Here is a 14511-nt window from a genome sequence, read left to right on the forward strand (position 1 = left end):
CAAGAACTCCTGTGATAACCTCTTTTGTTTCTGTTACTGTTAAAGCCATTTTTTTACCTCCTGTGTTTTTAAAAGATTTTATCCTCTTAGGATAAGTAAATTATATAATATAGAGAGAAAAATCGTACTTTGCTCAAAAATTTATAAAACACAGTGGACAAAAAATGGAAAAAAGTTGTTAAGTCTTTAAAACTAAGATATAAAGGCAGTGATATTATTGACAAAAGTTAAATAATGAGTTATCATATAAATATGATATAGACTTTCTCACACCTCTGACTTTGTCATGTGGCCCATGAGGGAGTCGCTTTTTTTATAAGGAGAAAATTTATGCATGTTGTAGATGATACTTTTATAAAATTTATTAGTTCTCAGTTAAAACAGCCAACTACATTTAAAGAGCAGATAGATAAACTTAAGAAGAGAAATTTAATCATAGAAGATGAAGATTTTGCAGAAGAAGTTTTAAAAAAGATGAATTATTACTATGTTACAGGTTATCTTCATGATTTTAAAAATTCAGAGACAGATTGCTATAATGAAGGTTTAACTTTTAATCAGATTTATAAAATAATTAAATTTGATATGAGATTGAGAAGCATTTTTATATATGCTATGGAGATGATAGAAAGAAGTTTAAAAACTTCTGTAGCATACCATTTTTCACATAATTATCCAGAAGGGAATATTTCCTATTTATTTAACAGAGATTTTCCAGATAAATTAAAACATGCAAAATTTATAGAATATATTAATAAGAATATAGAAAATAATGAAGATTTGCCTTTTATTCAACATCATAAACAGCACTATCAAGGATATTATCCAATTTGGGTAGCAGTAGAAGTGTTCACTTTAGGAAATTTAGAAAATTTTTATTCTTTATTAAATACTCCTGTGCAAAAAAAGATAGCCAAAGAATATGACTGCAGTAAAATGCAGATGGAAAACTGGATAGAAGCTATGAGAAGATTTAGAAATATGTTAGCACATGATACAAGATTATATAATTCTAAAGTAATATTTACTCCTATTAAGAAAAAGGAATGTAATATAACTACTAATAAAATATTTGATTATGTGTTAGTTATGAAATTTTTAATGTTAGATAAAGAAGAATGGAATGATAAAGTGATACCAGATATTAAAAAGGTTTTTGAAGAATTTAAAGAAAATGTAGATATTGGATGTATAGGTTTTCCTAAAAATTGGGAAGAAATACTAAAAAATAGGTTATAATCAAATATTAAAATCATAGTATGTATTGCATAAAGAGATAGGCTGTTACAATCAGATTATCTCTTTTATTTTTTGTATTTTTTTGGTAATGAAAACATTAAAGAAAAATTGACTAGTATTTATCATTATGTTATACTTAATAAGATATAGGAATATTATGGGGTTGTGTTTTTTTGAGTAAGTAGTAAGCGAAAAGTCATAAAGCAGTGTTTTTATGGTTTTTCCCTTATTATTTACCGAACTCCGTAATATTTTAGAACAAATATTTTTATGAGATTAGGAGGAAGTTAATGTTTAACGAAACAAGATTAGAATTAGAAATTGGCGGAAGAACACTGTCACTTTCTACTGGTAAATTTGCAAGACAGTCAAACGGAGCTGTAATGATTCAGTATGGAGATACTGTAATGCTTTGTACAGTAAACCGTAGTAAAGAAGGAAAGCCTGGAATAGACTTTTTCCCTTTAACAGTTGACTACATTGAAAAATTCTATGCAGCAGGAAAATTCCCTGGAGGATTTAATAAAAGAGAAGCAAGACCTGGAATAGATGCAACACTTATTTCAAGACTTACAGACAGACCAATAAGACCAATGTTCCCAGATGGATTTAACTATGAAGTTCAAATAGTTAACACTATTTTTTCATATGACGGGAAAAATACACCAGATTATTTAGGAATTATAGGAGCATCAGCAGCTATTATGATTTCTGATATTCCATTTCTTGGACCAGTTGCAGGTGTTGTAGTAGGAAGAAAAGATGGTCAGTTTATTTTAAACCCTACACCTGAAGAGTTAGAAACTAGTGAACTTAACTTAAAAGTTGCAGGAACTAAGGAAGCTGTAAACATGGTTGAGGCTGGAGCAGCTGAAATGGACGAAGAAACAATGCTTCAAGCTATTATGTTTGCACATGAAAACATTAAAAAATTATGTGAATTCCAAGAAGAATTTACAAAATTAATAGGAAAAGAAAAAATAGAGTTTGTTAAAGAAGAACCAAATCCATTAGTAAAAGATTTCTTAGAAACTAACGGAGAGGAAAGACTTAAACAAGCAGTTTTAACAACTGGAAAACAAGCAAGACAAGATGCAGTTGATGCACTTCACGACGAATTAAGAGAAAAATTTGTTGCAGAAAACTTTGCTGAACTTTCTGAAGAAGAACTTCCAGAAGATGTTATGACAGAATTTGATGCTTATTATGAAGAAATGATGAAAAGACTTGTAAGAGAAGTTATCATCTATCATAAACACAGAGTTGACGGAAGAAAAGTTGACGAAATAAGACCTTTATATGCAGAAGTAGGAACTCTTCCTATGCCTCATGGTTCTGCAATGTTTACAAGAGGGGAAACTCAGGCTCTTGTTACAACAACACTTGGATCAAAAGCAAATGAACAGTTAATAGATACATTAGATGAAGAATATTACAAAAAATTCTATCTTCACTACAACTTCCCTGCATATTCTGTAGGAGAAATTGGAAGAAACGGAGCTCCTGGAAGAAGAGAACTTGGACACGGATCTCTTGCTGAAAGAGCATTATCATATGTAATTCCATCTGAAGAAGTATTCCCATATACAATAAGAGTTGTTTCTGATATTACAGAATCAAATGGATCATCTTCTCAGGCTTCAATTTGTGGAGGATCTCTTGCTCTTATGGACGCAGGTGTTCCTATTAAAGAACATGTTGCAGGAATAGCAATGGGACTTGTTAAAGAGGGAGAAGAATTTACAGTTCTTACAGATATCATGGGACTTGAAGACCACTTAGGAGATATGGACTTTAAAGTTGCAGGAACAAAATCAGGAATCACAGCTCTTCAAATGGATATTAAAATTACAGGTATCACTGAAGAAATAATGAGAATAGCTCTTAACCAAGCACATAAAGCAAGACTTGAAATTCTTGAAGTTATGAATGCAGCAATTCCTGAGCCAAGAAAAGAACTTGCTCCAAATGCTCCAAGAATAGTTCAAATGCAAATAAATACAGATAAAATAGCAGCTCTTATAGGGCCAGCTGGTAAAAATATTAAGAAAATCATAGAGGAAACAGGAGCAACTGTTGATATTACAGATGATGGAAAAGTTTCTGTATTCTGTAATGATCTTGAGCAGCTTCAAAAAACTGTAAAAATGATAGAAGCTCACACTAAAGATGTTGAAGTTGGAGAAATTTACAGTGGAAGAGTTGTAAAAATTGCTAAATTCGGAGCATTTATGGAAATACTTCCTGGAAAAGAAGGACTTCTTCATGTTTCTGAAATTTCTAAAGAAAGAGTTGCAAATGTTGAAGATGTTCTTAAAGAAGGAGATGTCTTTGATGTTAAGGTAATTTCTACTGAAGGTGGAAAAATAAGCCTAAGCAAGAAAAGAATTATAGAAGGTTAATTGTAAATTAAGAGAGGTTAATAAATGAAAATAGGTTTAATAAGCCTTGGATGCAGCAAAAATCTTGTTGACAGTGAAAACATTCTTGGATTTTTAATAAATAAAAGAGGGTTTGAGCTAGTTGAAGATTTAAGCATAGCTGATATTATAGTAGTAAACACTTGTGCTTTTATAGGAGATGCCAAAGAAGAATCTATAGAAGCAATTTTAGAAGCTGCTCAGTATAAACAAAATGGCAGCTTAAAAAAGATAATCGTGGCTGGTTGTCTTTCTGAAAGATACAGAGATGAACTTATAAAAGAAATTCCTGAAATAGATGCAGTTATGGGAACAGGGGATATTGATAAAATAGGAGAGATTGTTGACAGCATTCTTGATGACAAGAAGCCTGTTGTGGTAGGAAGTCAAGACTTCCTTCCAAACTCTCATACAGAAAGAGTTTTAACAACTTATCCTCATACAGCTTACCTTAAAATATCTGAAGGGTGCGATAAAAGATGCACTTACTGCATAATTCCATCTCTTAGAGGGGATTTAAGAAGCAGAAGCATAGAAGATATTGTTGAAGAAGCAAGAAATCTTGCAAAATCAGGTGTAAAAGAATTAAATCTTCTTGCACAGGAATCAACAGAATATGGACTGGATAATTATAAGGAAAAAGCTCTGGCAAAACTTTTAAAAGAACTTGTAAAAGTTGAAGGAATAGAATGGATAAGAACATACTATATGTATCCAAACTCTATAACTGATGAACTTATAGAAGTAATGAAAAATGAGCCTAAAATCTGTAAGTATTTTGATGTGCCTATTCAGCATATATCAGATGAAATACTTCAGAAAATGGCAAGAGCAAAATCAGGAGATTATATAAGAAGCATTCTTGGAAGAATAAGAGGTGCAATTCCTGACGCAGTTATAAGAACAACTGTTATTGTAGGTTTCCCTGGAGAAACAGAAGAGCAGTTTGAAGAACTTAAAGATTTTATAGAAGAATTTAAGTTTGACTATGTGGGAGTATTTAAGTATTCAAGAGAAGAAGATACTGTTGCTTATAGTCTTCCAAATCAAGTTCCTGAAGAAATAAAAGAAAAAAGATGGGCTGAACTTACAAATCTTCAAGCTGATATAGCTGAAAGAAAAAATGAGCAGTTTATCGGTCAGGAAGTTGAAGTTATGATTGATGGAGTTTCTTCTGAAAGTGAATATATGCTTGAAGGAAGAACAAGAGGTCAGGCTCTTGAAATAGACGGAAAAGTTCTTACAAATGATGGAACAGCAAAAGCTGGAGATATTGTAAAAGTTAAAATTGAGCAAAACTTCCAATATGACTTTATAGGGCCTATAATAGAGGAAGAATAAAACATGGGAGAGAGATGAGATTATGAATTTACCAAATAAGCTGACTCTAACAAGACTGATACTAGCAGTACCTTTTATTTATGTTTTAGAGAATTCTCCAGAAGGAGGAATGCTGTACAGACTTATTGCACTTGCTATATTTGCAGTAGCCTCTATAACAGACTTCTTTGATGGGTATCTTGCAAGAAAACATAATCTTATTACAGATTTCGGGAAAATAATGGACCCTTTGGCAGATAAGATACTTGTAATATCTGCTCTTGTTGTAATGGTATATTTAAGATATATTCCTTCGTGGATGTCTATTGTTATAATATTCAGAGAATTTTTAATAAGTGGTATAAGAATGGTTGTTGCTGCAAAGGGAGAAGTTATTCCTGCAAGCAAACTTGGAAAATATAAAACAACATCACAAATGATAGCTATTATGCTTATGATAGTTCTTGGAGACAAGGCAAATGAAGTTTATACTTTCCTTCCAAGACATTATAATTTCTATCTTATGCTTATACCAGTAATACTTACAATCTGGTCAGGTTGGGAGTATGTAGAAAATACTAAACATTATTTTCTGGATATGGATTAATTTAATAAGAAAAGGAGTAATGAAAGAACTATGCACTTAATTGCAGCTGCAATAAATTATACTGTAAACATAATTAACATAATCATATTTATAAGAGTTCTTCTGTCATGGCTGGCTCCGTATACACACAATGATTTTACAGATGTGGTTTATGCTGTTTCTGAACCAATACTTAAACCATTTAGAATGATATTTCCAGTTGGTTACAGCAGAATAGACATATCGCCTATACTTGCATACTTTGCAATAAATTTAATAAGAAGATTATTGTTTTATATAATTTTCTAGGATAATAAAAACTGCCCTGCTGAAAAAAGTATTTTACTGATATTTTTCATGCAGGGTATTTTAAATCGGAGGATTTAATGGAAGATATTAAAAATACATTCAGTGAATATCATATTCCCGTTCTTTTTTATGAAACAATGGAACACCTTATAACAGATAAAGACGGGGTATATCTTGACTGTACTCTTGGAGGGGGAGGTCATACAGAGGGGATTTTAAAATCAACTTCTGAAAAGGCAAAAGTTATTTCAATAGATCAGGATCAGCAGGCTATTGATTTTGCTTCAAAAAGACTTGAACCTTTTAAAACTAGATGGAAAGTTTACAAAGATAACTTTGAAAACCTTGATACAGTTCTTTACTGTGCAGGTTATGATAAAATAGATGGAATTCTTATGGATATAGGAGTTTCATCAACTCAGCTTGACGATGAGGAAAGAGGATTTTCATATCGTTTTGATACAAAGCTTGATATGAGAATGGATAAAAACAACCCTGTTTCAGCTTATGAAGTTGTAAATAATTACAGTGAAGAACAACTTTCAAAAATAATATTTGAATATGGGGAAGAGAGATTTGCAAGAAAAATTGCAAGATTTATATGTGAAGCGAGAAAAGAAAAAAATATTGAAACAACAGGGGAACTGGTATCAATAATAAGAAGAGCTTATCCTGCAAGAAGCCAGAAACACCCTGCAAAGAAAACATTTCAGGCAATAAGAATAGAAGTGAACAGAGAACTTGAAGTTCTTGAAAGAGCAATAGAAAAAGCTGTTAAATCACTTAAAAAAGGGGGAAGGCTTGCAATAATAACTTTCCATTCCCTAGAAGACAGAATAGTAAAAAATAAATTTAAAGAGCTTGAAAAAGGCTGCACATGTCCACCTGAACTTCCTGTATGTATGTGTGGGAAAAAACCTCAGGTAAAAGTGGTTACAAGAAAACCTGTGTGTGCAGGAGATGATGAACTTAAATACAATAACAGAGCCCATTCTGCAAAATTAAGAGTGGTTGAAAAAATTTAGTCTGAAATCTTTGGGATAATAAAGGGGGAATTATGAAACTGGCATTATATGTATGTTTAATAACGATAGGTATATGGCTTACTCACAATAATTATCTTGTAAAGGTTTCAAAACTTGAAAAAGCTGTTATTGCAGAAAAGAAAAATCTTGAAAATTTAAAAAAAGATTTAAACGAGAAGCAGACAGAATATGATAAAGCTGTTGACCTTAAAAGGCTGGAGCTTGAAATGAAAGAAAAAAGAAATATGGAAGTTTCAAAAGAAGTAAATTATTTCAAAATAAAAAAAGAAAACATTCAGAAATAAAATCTCTTTTTATAACTGTGAATTTAAAAAGTACTCGTTTAATTAGGAGGATTAATGTCAGTATCAACTGGAGATAAGGTTATAATAGATATTGAAAAAATAGTGTACGGAGGAGAGGGGCTTGGATTTATAGATGACTTTGCTGTTTTTGTTCCTATGACAGTTCCTGGAGACCGTGTTGAAATAGAGATTATTTCAAAAAAGAAAACTTATGCAAGAGGGCTTATAACAAAACTTATAAAAGCAGGACCTGAAAGAATAGAGGATACTTCAAAAATAAGCTTTGAAGATTTTCATGGGTGTGACTTTGGTATGCTTAACTATGAATCTCAGCTTAAATATAAAACAGAGCTTGTAAAAGATGTTATGGAAAAAATTGGGGGAATAAAAGATGTTCCTGTTTCAGATATAATAGGAGCTGAAGAAAAGGATACAAGAAATTACAGAAATAAAGTAATTGAGCCTTTTGCCCTTGATAAAAATAAAAAGATAATAACAGGAATGTTTAAAAGAAAATCCCATGAAGTTTTTGAAGTAAAAGAAAATATCTTAAGCTCAGAACTTGCAAATAAAATAATAAATATTGTAAAGAAAATGCTTAATAAAAGCAAAATATCAGTTTACAGAGAAAAAGAACATAAGGGACTTCTTCGTCATATAATGGTGAGAACAAATTCTAAGAATGAAGCTATGCTTGCACTTGTAATAAATTCAAAAAAAGTTCCTAAAGATGTTGAGGAATTTTTAAAAGGAATTTATGAAAATACAGAAGAAATAAAATCAGTTTATGTTTCTTTAAACAGCGACATAACAAATGTTGCCCTTGGAAAAGAAAATATTCATCTTTTTGGAGACAAATATATTAAGGAGAGCATAAACGGAATTAATTTTAATATTTCTCCTAATTCTTTCTTCCAGATAAATGTAAATCAAACTAAAAAACTTTATGATATAGGAATCAGTTTCTTTGATAATATTCAGGATAAATATATTGTTGATGCCTTTTCAGGTACTGGAACAATAGGAATGATTCTTTCTAAAAATGCAGAGAAAGTTTATTCTATTGAAATAGTTAAAGAAGCTGTAAAAGATGGAATGAGAACAGCTAAAGAAAACAATATTGAAAATATTGAATTTATAACAGGAGATGTAAATAAAGAACTTCTTAACCTTATTGAAAAAGGAAAAAGAGTGGATGCAGTTATATTTGATCCTCCAAGAAAAGGAATTGAGGGAGATAGTCTTGTAAAACTTGCAGGACACGGAATAGAAGAAATTGTGTATATCTCATGTAACCCTTCAACTTTTGCAAGAGACAGTAAAATTCTTACAGAACAAGGATACAGACTTGAAAAAATTCAGCCTGTAGATATGTTCCCAAGAACAAGCCACATAGAAGTTGTAGGTAAGTTTAGACTTAATAAATAATAAATATTATAGAGGCGGTGATTAAAAAATGGAACTTATACTTGGAATAATGTTTGTAGCATGTTTTATGTTTGGTGCACTTCAGCTTTTAGCAGCTCTTATAGGGGCTTTTGCAATTACTGCCGGTTGGCTTGTGATACTTTTATTTTGTTTTATTGGAATAGTTCTTCCTCTGTTTCTTTTCTCAGCAATGTTTGCTAGTTTTCCTGTGCTTACAGGAATTATAGTAATTGCTCTTGCAGTGTGGGCGGTAATGGTTATTATAAGAAAGGGATTTGAAGGAATAAGAATTTGTATCAATGAAATAAAAAGATATTTAGATGAGAGAAGATACAATAAATATAAATAGATGTTCATTTTCTTTGTGCAGACAAAGAAAACGAACCAAAAGAAAGCTGCCCTGCTAAAAAAATAATTTTATTTATTTTGTTCGTTTCACTAAAAATGGCAAACTCACTTCGTTCAGACAGTGCCATTTTTCAGCGTTCAACTCACTGCATAAATTACAAATTATTTTTTAATGCAGGTTTTAAAAACAGAAAATTAAAAAGGAATAATCATGGCAAATATATTAACACCTCTTAAAATTAGAAATATAGAACTTAAAAACAGAATAGTTCTTCCCCCTCTTGTAAGGTTTTCTCTTATAGACAAAGATGGTTTTGTTACAGAAAGGCTTATAGAGTGGTATGAAAGGATAGCTGAAGACCGTGTAGGGCTTATAATAGTTGAAGCAACTTGTGTTGCAGAAGATGGAAAATTAAGAGAAAATCAGCTTGGTCTTTGGGACGATAAATTTATAGAGGGGCTTAAAAAAGTATCTGAAATAGGAAAAAAATATGATGTTCCTATGCTTATACAGATACATCATGCAGGTTTTAAAGAAAAGATAAAAGAAGTGTCAGAAGAAGTTTTAGATGATATTCTTGAAAAATTTGTAAAAGCCTTTGAAAGAGCTAAAAAAGCTGGCTTTGATGGAATAGAAATTCATGGGGCACATACATATCTTTTATCTCAGCTGAACTCAAGAATGTGGAATACAAGAGATGACAAATATGGGGGAGATTTTGAAAGAAGAATGTATTTCAATAAAGCCCTTATAGAAAGAACAAAACATCTTTTTGATGATAATTTTATTCTTGGGTACAGAATGGGAGGAAATGAGCCTTCTCTTGAAGATGGAATAAAGACAGCCCAGTATCTTGAAAAACTTGGTGTTGATATTCTTCATGTTTCAACAGGAGCACCTGATCCAAAATATAAGCAGGAAATAAAAATAGATAATTTCCCAGAAGATTTTCCTCTTGACTGGGTAATATACATGGGTACAGTTATAAAAAAACATGTAAACATACCTGTTATAGGTGTTAGAAAAATAAAGACAGAGCAAGAAGCAAGTTATCTTGTAGAAAACAATCTTCTTGACTGTGTGGCAGTGGGGAGAGCTATGATATTTCAGCCTCACTGGATGGTAAAAGCAAGAGAAAGTTATTTAAAAAGAGTAGGAAAAAACAATGAAAGTAAATAGTATAGACATATTTTGTGAGATAATAGATAATTTCGGAGATATAGGGGTAGTTTACAGAATATCAAAAGAGTTGAAAAAAATCTTTCAAAATGTTAGAATAAGAATGGTTTTGAACAGGCTTGAAGAATTTAAAGCAATTAACAAGAAAGTTAAAGATGCAGATTTTCAGGAAATAGATGGTTTAATCTGTGTTACTGAAAAATATGTAAAGGAAAATGCAGAAACTTTTGGAACAGCTGATGTGTTTATAGAAGCTTTTGGCTGTAATGTTCCTGAAGAATATATAAAAAGGGCTAAAGAAAATTCAAAACTTTGGATAAATCTTGAATATCTTTCAGGAGAAAAATGGATAGAAGATTTTCATCTTTGTGAATCTCTTATAGACTCAAAAACCTTAAAAAAAATATTCTATATGCCCGGATTCAGTGAAAAAAGTGGAGGAGTTATAATTGACTCAGGCTTTCTTGAAAGAAAGGAATATGGAAAAAATAACAGAGAAGAAGTCTTAAAAAAATATTTTCCTAATGTGGATATTAAAGATAAGCTTATTGGAACAGTCTTTTCTTATGAAAAAAACTTTGATAACTTATTAGAAGTTCTTAAGGATTATAAGAGAGAAACATTCCTTATTTTAATGGGAGAAAAGACTCAAAAAAGTTTTTCTGAAATTTTACAAAAAAAATTAAGAGAAAATTTTGGAAAAATAATAAAATATGGTAAAATAACTATGATGTATGCAGATTTTCTGTCTCAGGAAGAATATGAAGAAGTGATTTCAGCAGCAGACTTTAATTTTATAAGGGGAGAAGATTCTTTTGTAAGAGGAATACTTCTTGAAAAGCCTTTTATGTGGCATATATATCTTCAGGAAGAAAAAGCTCATATGGATAAGATAAAAGCCTTTACAGAAAGATTCAGAGAAAGTGTGGAAGGGCTTACAGAAAAAGAAACAGAGATACTGGATAATTACTGCACTCTTTTAGAGGACTATAATGACAGGGAGAAAAATTCATTGGAAAAAGGAAAAGAAGATTTTAAAGTATTCTTTGAAAATTTTCATGAAATCAGTATTATCTGTGAAAAGTACAGTAAATTTTTATTAGAGAAATGTAATCTGGTAAAAAAATTATATAAATATATACAAGAATATTAAAGGGGGACAAAATGAAAATAGCTCAAGAATTAAGACAAGGAAGTACAATTAAAATAGGAAACGATCCATTTGTTGTACTAAGAGCAGAGTATAATAAATCTGGAAGAAACGCTGCTGTTGTAAAATTAAAAATGAAAAACTTAATAGCTGGAAACATTGTGGATACAGTTGTTAAAGCTGACGAAAAAATGGACGACATCAGACTTGAAAAAGTTAAAGCAGTTTATTCTTACCACGATGGAACATCTTATGTATTCTCTAACCCAGAAACTTGGGATCAAGTAGAATTATCAGGAGAAGACTTAGGAGACGCTTTAAACTACTTAGAAGAAGAAATGGAAGTTGAAGTTGTTTACTATGAAACTACTCCAGTTGCAGTAGAAATTCCTACTTTCGTTGAAAGACAAATTGAATATACTGAACCAGGATTAAGAGGAGATACTTCTGGAAAAGTATTAAAACCAGCTAGATTAAACACTGGATTTGAAATTCAAGTACCTATATTCGTTGAACAAGGTGAATGGATCAAAATAGATACAAGAACTAACGAATATGTAGAAAGAATCAAAAAATAATAATTAAAATTTGAAAGAGCTGTCTAACAGCTCTTTTTTTGTACTCTGAAAAGAAAATTTATAAAAAATTTATCAGTTATAACTTATAAAAATCTAAAAATTTAAAAGGGACAATCTATAGTAAACTTTTATTAATTAAGTGCAAAAGATACATAGTTCAATAAATAAAAATTTTATTTTGTTAAATCGTACTAGTACAATTTTCTTTAAAAAGCTTTTAAAATATTCATAAAATGGTATACTTATAATGTAACAGGAACATGAAATTTATTGGGAGGGACTTATGTATAAACCAGATTATTTAATGATGACACCAGGACCAAGCATTGTAAGAGAAAATGTTATGAAAAAGCGTTCAGAATTTTTTGGGAATCCTGATTTGGACGAGGACTTCTTTATATTTTATGATAAACTTGCAGAAAAGACAGCAAAGATATTTGGGTGTAAAAAAGAAAGTATGATACTTATGAGTGGGGAAGGAATGGTAGGACTTGACAGTGCCTGTGCTTCTCTTACAGAACCAGGAGACAGAGTTCTTGTAATAGAGAACGGACTTTTTGGAGCAGGATTTGCTGATATGGTCAGACCATACGGAGGAGTTCCTGTAACACTTAGCTTTGATACAAAAAGAAAAATTGATATAGAAAAAGTGAAAGAGTTTTTAGAAAAAGACAGCAATTTTAAATTTGCAACAGTTGTACATTGTGATACTCCTACAGGGGTTTTAAATGATGTAAAAGAGATATGCAGACTTTTAAAATCAAAAGGAATTCTTACAGTAGTGGATACAGTTGCTGCAATAGGAGGAGAAGAGTTCAATGCTCTTGAGTATGGGGCAGATATTGCTCTTGGGGGATCACAGAAATGTTTTTCAGCACCTCCTGGAATTACAATGCTTTCAGTAAGCAGTGATGCATGGAAGGCAATAAAGGGCAGAAAAACTCCTATAGCTTCTTTCTACTGCAATCTTTCTTATTGGGAAGATTGTGTTGAAAAAAGACTTTTCCCATACACAATGCCTTCAAGTGATTTAATGGGATTTGATATGGCAGTTGACAATATGCTTGAAGAGGGAATAGAAAATATTGTTGAAAGACATCATAAGACAGCAAAAATGTGCAGAGACGGACTTAAAGAATTGGGACTTAAACTTTATCTTGAAGATGATTTCTCTTCAACAGTAACAGCTTTTTATGTTCCAGAAGGATTTACAGTAAATGAATTTATAAAAAGACTTAAAGATGAGTATAAAATATTTATAGGTGGATCTTATGGCCCTTATGCAGATAAAGTTTTAAGAATAGGTCATATGGGAGAAAGTGCAAAGACAGAGTATATAGAAAGAACTCTTGAAGCAATAAAAGATATGTTAGGAAAATAAAGTTTTAAGATATATTAAATTATGTAGACAGACCTCCAATAAAACTGTCAAAACAAAAAACATCGTTCACAGAAGAAGAGCCAGCAATTTATGCTGGTTTTTCTTCATTTTTATTTTTATCAAAATATTCTTTTCCCTTGAAATAAAAAATAAGAGAAAATACAATTATAATCATACCAGTTACAGTATTAAAAGAAGGTTTTTCATCAGGAAGCATAATCCAACTTAAAACTGCTCCAAGAATTGGATTTATAAGTCTGCACATATTTACTTCTGAAACCTTTGTATTTTTATCCTGAAGAGCCATAAACCAAAAACTAAAAGCAAATACAGAAACAAAAACAAGAGTTCCCAGACTTAAATAAAAAGGCAGAGGTTTTCCAATAAAGCTATGGTATCCTTCAATACATACTCCTGCTATATAAAGAAGAAATCCTCCGAAAAACATTTGAACAGCATTTAAAAATACTGGATCTATATTAGCTTTATATTCAGATAATTTTATAGCAGAAAATCCTTGAAGGATAATATTTAAAAATAAAAGTGCTATTCCTGTAAGACCAACAGCTCCTATAGAATATCCTCCTTTTTTCACACCTATAATCATAATAAGTCCTACAAGACTGATTAAAATACTTATAACCTTATGTCTGTCAAGCTTATCATGTGTTGTCATTATATGACTAAGTATAATATTTACAAAAGGTGTTGTTCCCATAATTATAGATGAAACAGCTCCGTCTGCAAGATTAACCCCAATATAAAATGCTGCATATCCAAGAAATATATTTACAAAAGTAAGAAGAAGAAATAAATCTTTGTATTTTTTTATTTCTGCAAACATACCTTTATGCCAAGTATAAGCTAAAAGAATAATTCCCACAGAAGTAAATCTAAGACCTGCGAAATTCATAGGAGACATATCATAACTAAGCCCTGTTTTTATTACAGGATTAACAATAGCCCACAATACTGATGCCAGAACGGCATAAAACAAACCATTTTTCTTAACCATTTTTCCTCCAAAATTTAAATTATCCTGTATATTGTAAAATAAATAATTGTAAATATCAAGGATAAAAGAGGTTGAAAAATTTCATATATGAAATTAGAAAAATATATCTTTGATGAATTTTAAAAAATATGTTCTTTATTTTATAATAAAATAAGAAAACGGTAAAGAAACATGGTAAATAATTAAATGTTCAGAAAAAGAATATACATTTTATAAAAGATGTGATA

The 14511-nt window shown here is 30.8% G+C and carries 14 protein-coding genes; 13 read left to right on the forward strand and 1 reads right to left on the reverse strand.

Going from position 1 to position 14511, the window contains the following annotated elements:
* The first annotated feature begins 330 nt into the window (after positions 1-330).
* From I6E17_RS02965 to I6E17_RS03025, 13 genes are all read left to right on the forward strand, one after another.
* Positions 331-1239 carry an Abi family protein gene (locus tag I6E17_RS02965; RefSeq protein WP_235235473.1) on the forward strand — a complete coding sequence of 303 codons (909 nt, stop codon included), beginning with the start codon at positions 331-333 and terminating at the stop codon, positions 1237-1239.
* Positions 1240-1529: 290 nt separating this feature from the next.
* On the forward strand, positions 1530-3641 hold the full coding sequence (pnp, locus tag I6E17_RS02970) for a polyribonucleotide nucleotidyltransferase (RefSeq protein WP_176828768.1): 2112 nt from the start codon (positions 1530-1532) through the stop codon (positions 3639-3641).
* A 24-nt stretch (positions 3642-3665) separates the two neighbouring features.
* Positions 3666-5000: a 30S ribosomal protein S12 methylthiotransferase RimO gene (gene rimO / locus I6E17_RS02975; protein ID WP_176828767.1), complete on the forward strand. Its 1335-nt coding sequence runs from the start codon at positions 3666-3668 to the stop codon at positions 4998-5000.
* A gap of 22 nt (positions 5001-5022) precedes the next feature.
* Positions 5023-5586, forward strand: a complete 564-nt coding sequence (gene pgsA, locus I6E17_RS02980; protein WP_235235475.1) for a CDP-diacylglycerol--glycerol-3-phosphate 3-phosphatidyltransferase — start codon at positions 5023-5025, stop codon at positions 5584-5586.
* A gap of 30 nt (positions 5587-5616) precedes the next feature.
* A complete protein-coding gene (locus I6E17_RS02985; protein WP_176828765.1) occupies positions 5617-5874 on the forward strand; it encodes a YggT family protein in 258 nt (85 codons plus the stop codon).
* Positions 5875-5951: 77 nt separating this feature from the next.
* Positions 5952-6899, forward strand: coding sequence for a 16S rRNA (cytosine(1402)-N(4))-methyltransferase RsmH (rsmH, locus tag I6E17_RS02990; protein ID WP_176828764.1), 948 nt, complete (start codon positions 5952-5954; stop codon positions 6897-6899).
* A gap of 32 nt (positions 6900-6931) precedes the next feature.
* Positions 6932-7204: a hypothetical protein gene (locus tag I6E17_RS02995; protein ID WP_176828763.1), complete on the forward strand. Its 273-nt coding sequence runs from the start codon at positions 6932-6934 to the stop codon at positions 7202-7204.
* A 54-nt stretch (positions 7205-7258) separates the two neighbouring features.
* A complete protein-coding gene (gene rlmD / locus I6E17_RS03000) occupies positions 7259-8632 on the forward strand; it encodes a 23S rRNA (uracil(1939)-C(5))-methyltransferase RlmD (protein WP_235235477.1) in 1374 nt (457 codons plus the stop codon).
* A 28-nt stretch (positions 8633-8660) separates the two neighbouring features.
* Positions 8661-8981: a hypothetical protein gene (locus I6E17_RS03005; protein ID WP_176828761.1), complete on the forward strand. Its 321-nt coding sequence runs from the start codon at positions 8661-8663 to the stop codon at positions 8979-8981.
* A 210-nt stretch (positions 8982-9191) separates the two neighbouring features.
* Positions 9192-10160, forward strand: a complete 969-nt coding sequence (locus I6E17_RS03010) for an NADH:flavin oxidoreductase (protein WP_268825921.1) — start codon at positions 9192-9194, stop codon at positions 10158-10160.
* The gene (gene earP, locus I6E17_RS03015) at positions 10147-11313 is read left to right on the forward strand and encodes an elongation factor P maturation arginine rhamnosyltransferase EarP (RefSeq protein WP_235235479.1); all 1167 of its coding nucleotides are present in this window, start codon (positions 10147-10149) and stop codon (positions 11311-11313) included. The genes I6E17_RS03010 and earP overlap by 14 nt, the downstream gene beginning before the upstream one ends.
* Positions 11314-11324: 11 nt before the next feature.
* On the forward strand, positions 11325-11888 hold the full coding sequence (gene efp / locus I6E17_RS03020) for an elongation factor P (protein WP_235235481.1): 564 nt from the start codon (positions 11325-11327) through the stop codon (positions 11886-11888).
* A gap of 283 nt (positions 11889-12171) precedes the next feature.
* Positions 12172-13269 (forward strand): pyridoxal-phosphate-dependent aminotransferase family protein, encoded by a 1098-nt coding sequence (locus I6E17_RS03025; RefSeq protein ID WP_235235483.1) that lies wholly within the window; start codon positions 12172-12174, stop codon positions 13267-13269.
* Between the two features lie 88 nt (positions 13270-13357).
* Here the strand turns inward: I6E17_RS03025 and I6E17_RS03030 are convergent, their stop codons facing one another.
* Positions 13358-14284 (reverse strand): DMT family transporter, encoded by a 927-nt coding sequence (locus I6E17_RS03030; RefSeq protein ID WP_176828757.1) that lies wholly within the window; start codon positions 14282-14284, stop codon positions 13358-13360.
* Between the last annotated feature and the right edge of the window lie 227 nt (positions 14285-14511).

This window comes from Fusobacterium perfoetens, from assembly GCF_021531595.1.
Lineage (GTDB): Bacteria > Fusobacteriota > Fusobacteriia > Fusobacteriales > Fusobacteriaceae > Fusobacterium_B.

What these genes read in the sequence shown, in the direction of transcription:
- I6E17_RS02965 (WP_235235473.1), top strand. Translation starts at nt 331, where the DNA reads ATGCATGTTGTAGATGATACTTTTATAAAATTTATTAGTTCTCAGTTA.
- pnp (WP_176828768.1), top strand. Translation starts at nt 1,530, where the DNA reads ATGTTTAACGAAACAAGATTAGAATTAGAAATTGGCGGAAGAACACTG.
- rimO (WP_176828767.1), top strand. Translation starts at nt 3,666, where the DNA reads ATGAAAATAGGTTTAATAAGCCTTGGATGCAGCAAAAATCTTGTTGAC.
- pgsA (WP_235235475.1), top strand. Translation starts at nt 5,023, where the DNA reads ATGAATTTACCAAATAAGCTGACTCTAACAAGACTGATACTAGCAGTA.
- I6E17_RS02985 (WP_176828765.1), top strand. Translation starts at nt 5,617, where the DNA reads ATGCACTTAATTGCAGCTGCAATAAATTATACTGTAAACATAATTAAC.
- rsmH (WP_176828764.1), top strand. Translation starts at nt 5,952, where the DNA reads ATGGAAGATATTAAAAATACATTCAGTGAATATCATATTCCCGTTCTT.
- I6E17_RS02995 (WP_176828763.1), top strand. Translation starts at nt 6,932, where the DNA reads ATGAAACTGGCATTATATGTATGTTTAATAACGATAGGTATATGGCTT.
- rlmD (WP_235235477.1), top strand. Translation starts at nt 7,259, where the DNA reads ATGTCAGTATCAACTGGAGATAAGGTTATAATAGATATTGAAAAAATA.
- I6E17_RS03005 (WP_176828761.1), top strand. Translation starts at nt 8,661, where the DNA reads ATGGAACTTATACTTGGAATAATGTTTGTAGCATGTTTTATGTTTGGT.
- I6E17_RS03010 (WP_268825921.1), top strand. Translation starts at nt 9,192, where the DNA reads ATGGCAAATATATTAACACCTCTTAAAATTAGAAATATAGAACTTAAA.
- earP (WP_235235479.1), top strand. Translation starts at nt 10,147, where the DNA reads ATGAAAGTAAATAGTATAGACATATTTTGTGAGATAATAGATAATTTC.
- efp (WP_235235481.1), top strand. Translation starts at nt 11,325, where the DNA reads ATGAAAATAGCTCAAGAATTAAGACAAGGAAGTACAATTAAAATAGGA.
- I6E17_RS03025 (WP_235235483.1), top strand. Translation starts at nt 12,172, where the DNA reads ATGTATAAACCAGATTATTTAATGATGACACCAGGACCAAGCATTGTA.
- I6E17_RS03030 (WP_176828757.1), bottom strand. Translation starts at nt 14,284, where the DNA reads ATGGTTAAGAAAAATGGTTTGTTTTATGCCGTTCTGGCATCAGTATTG.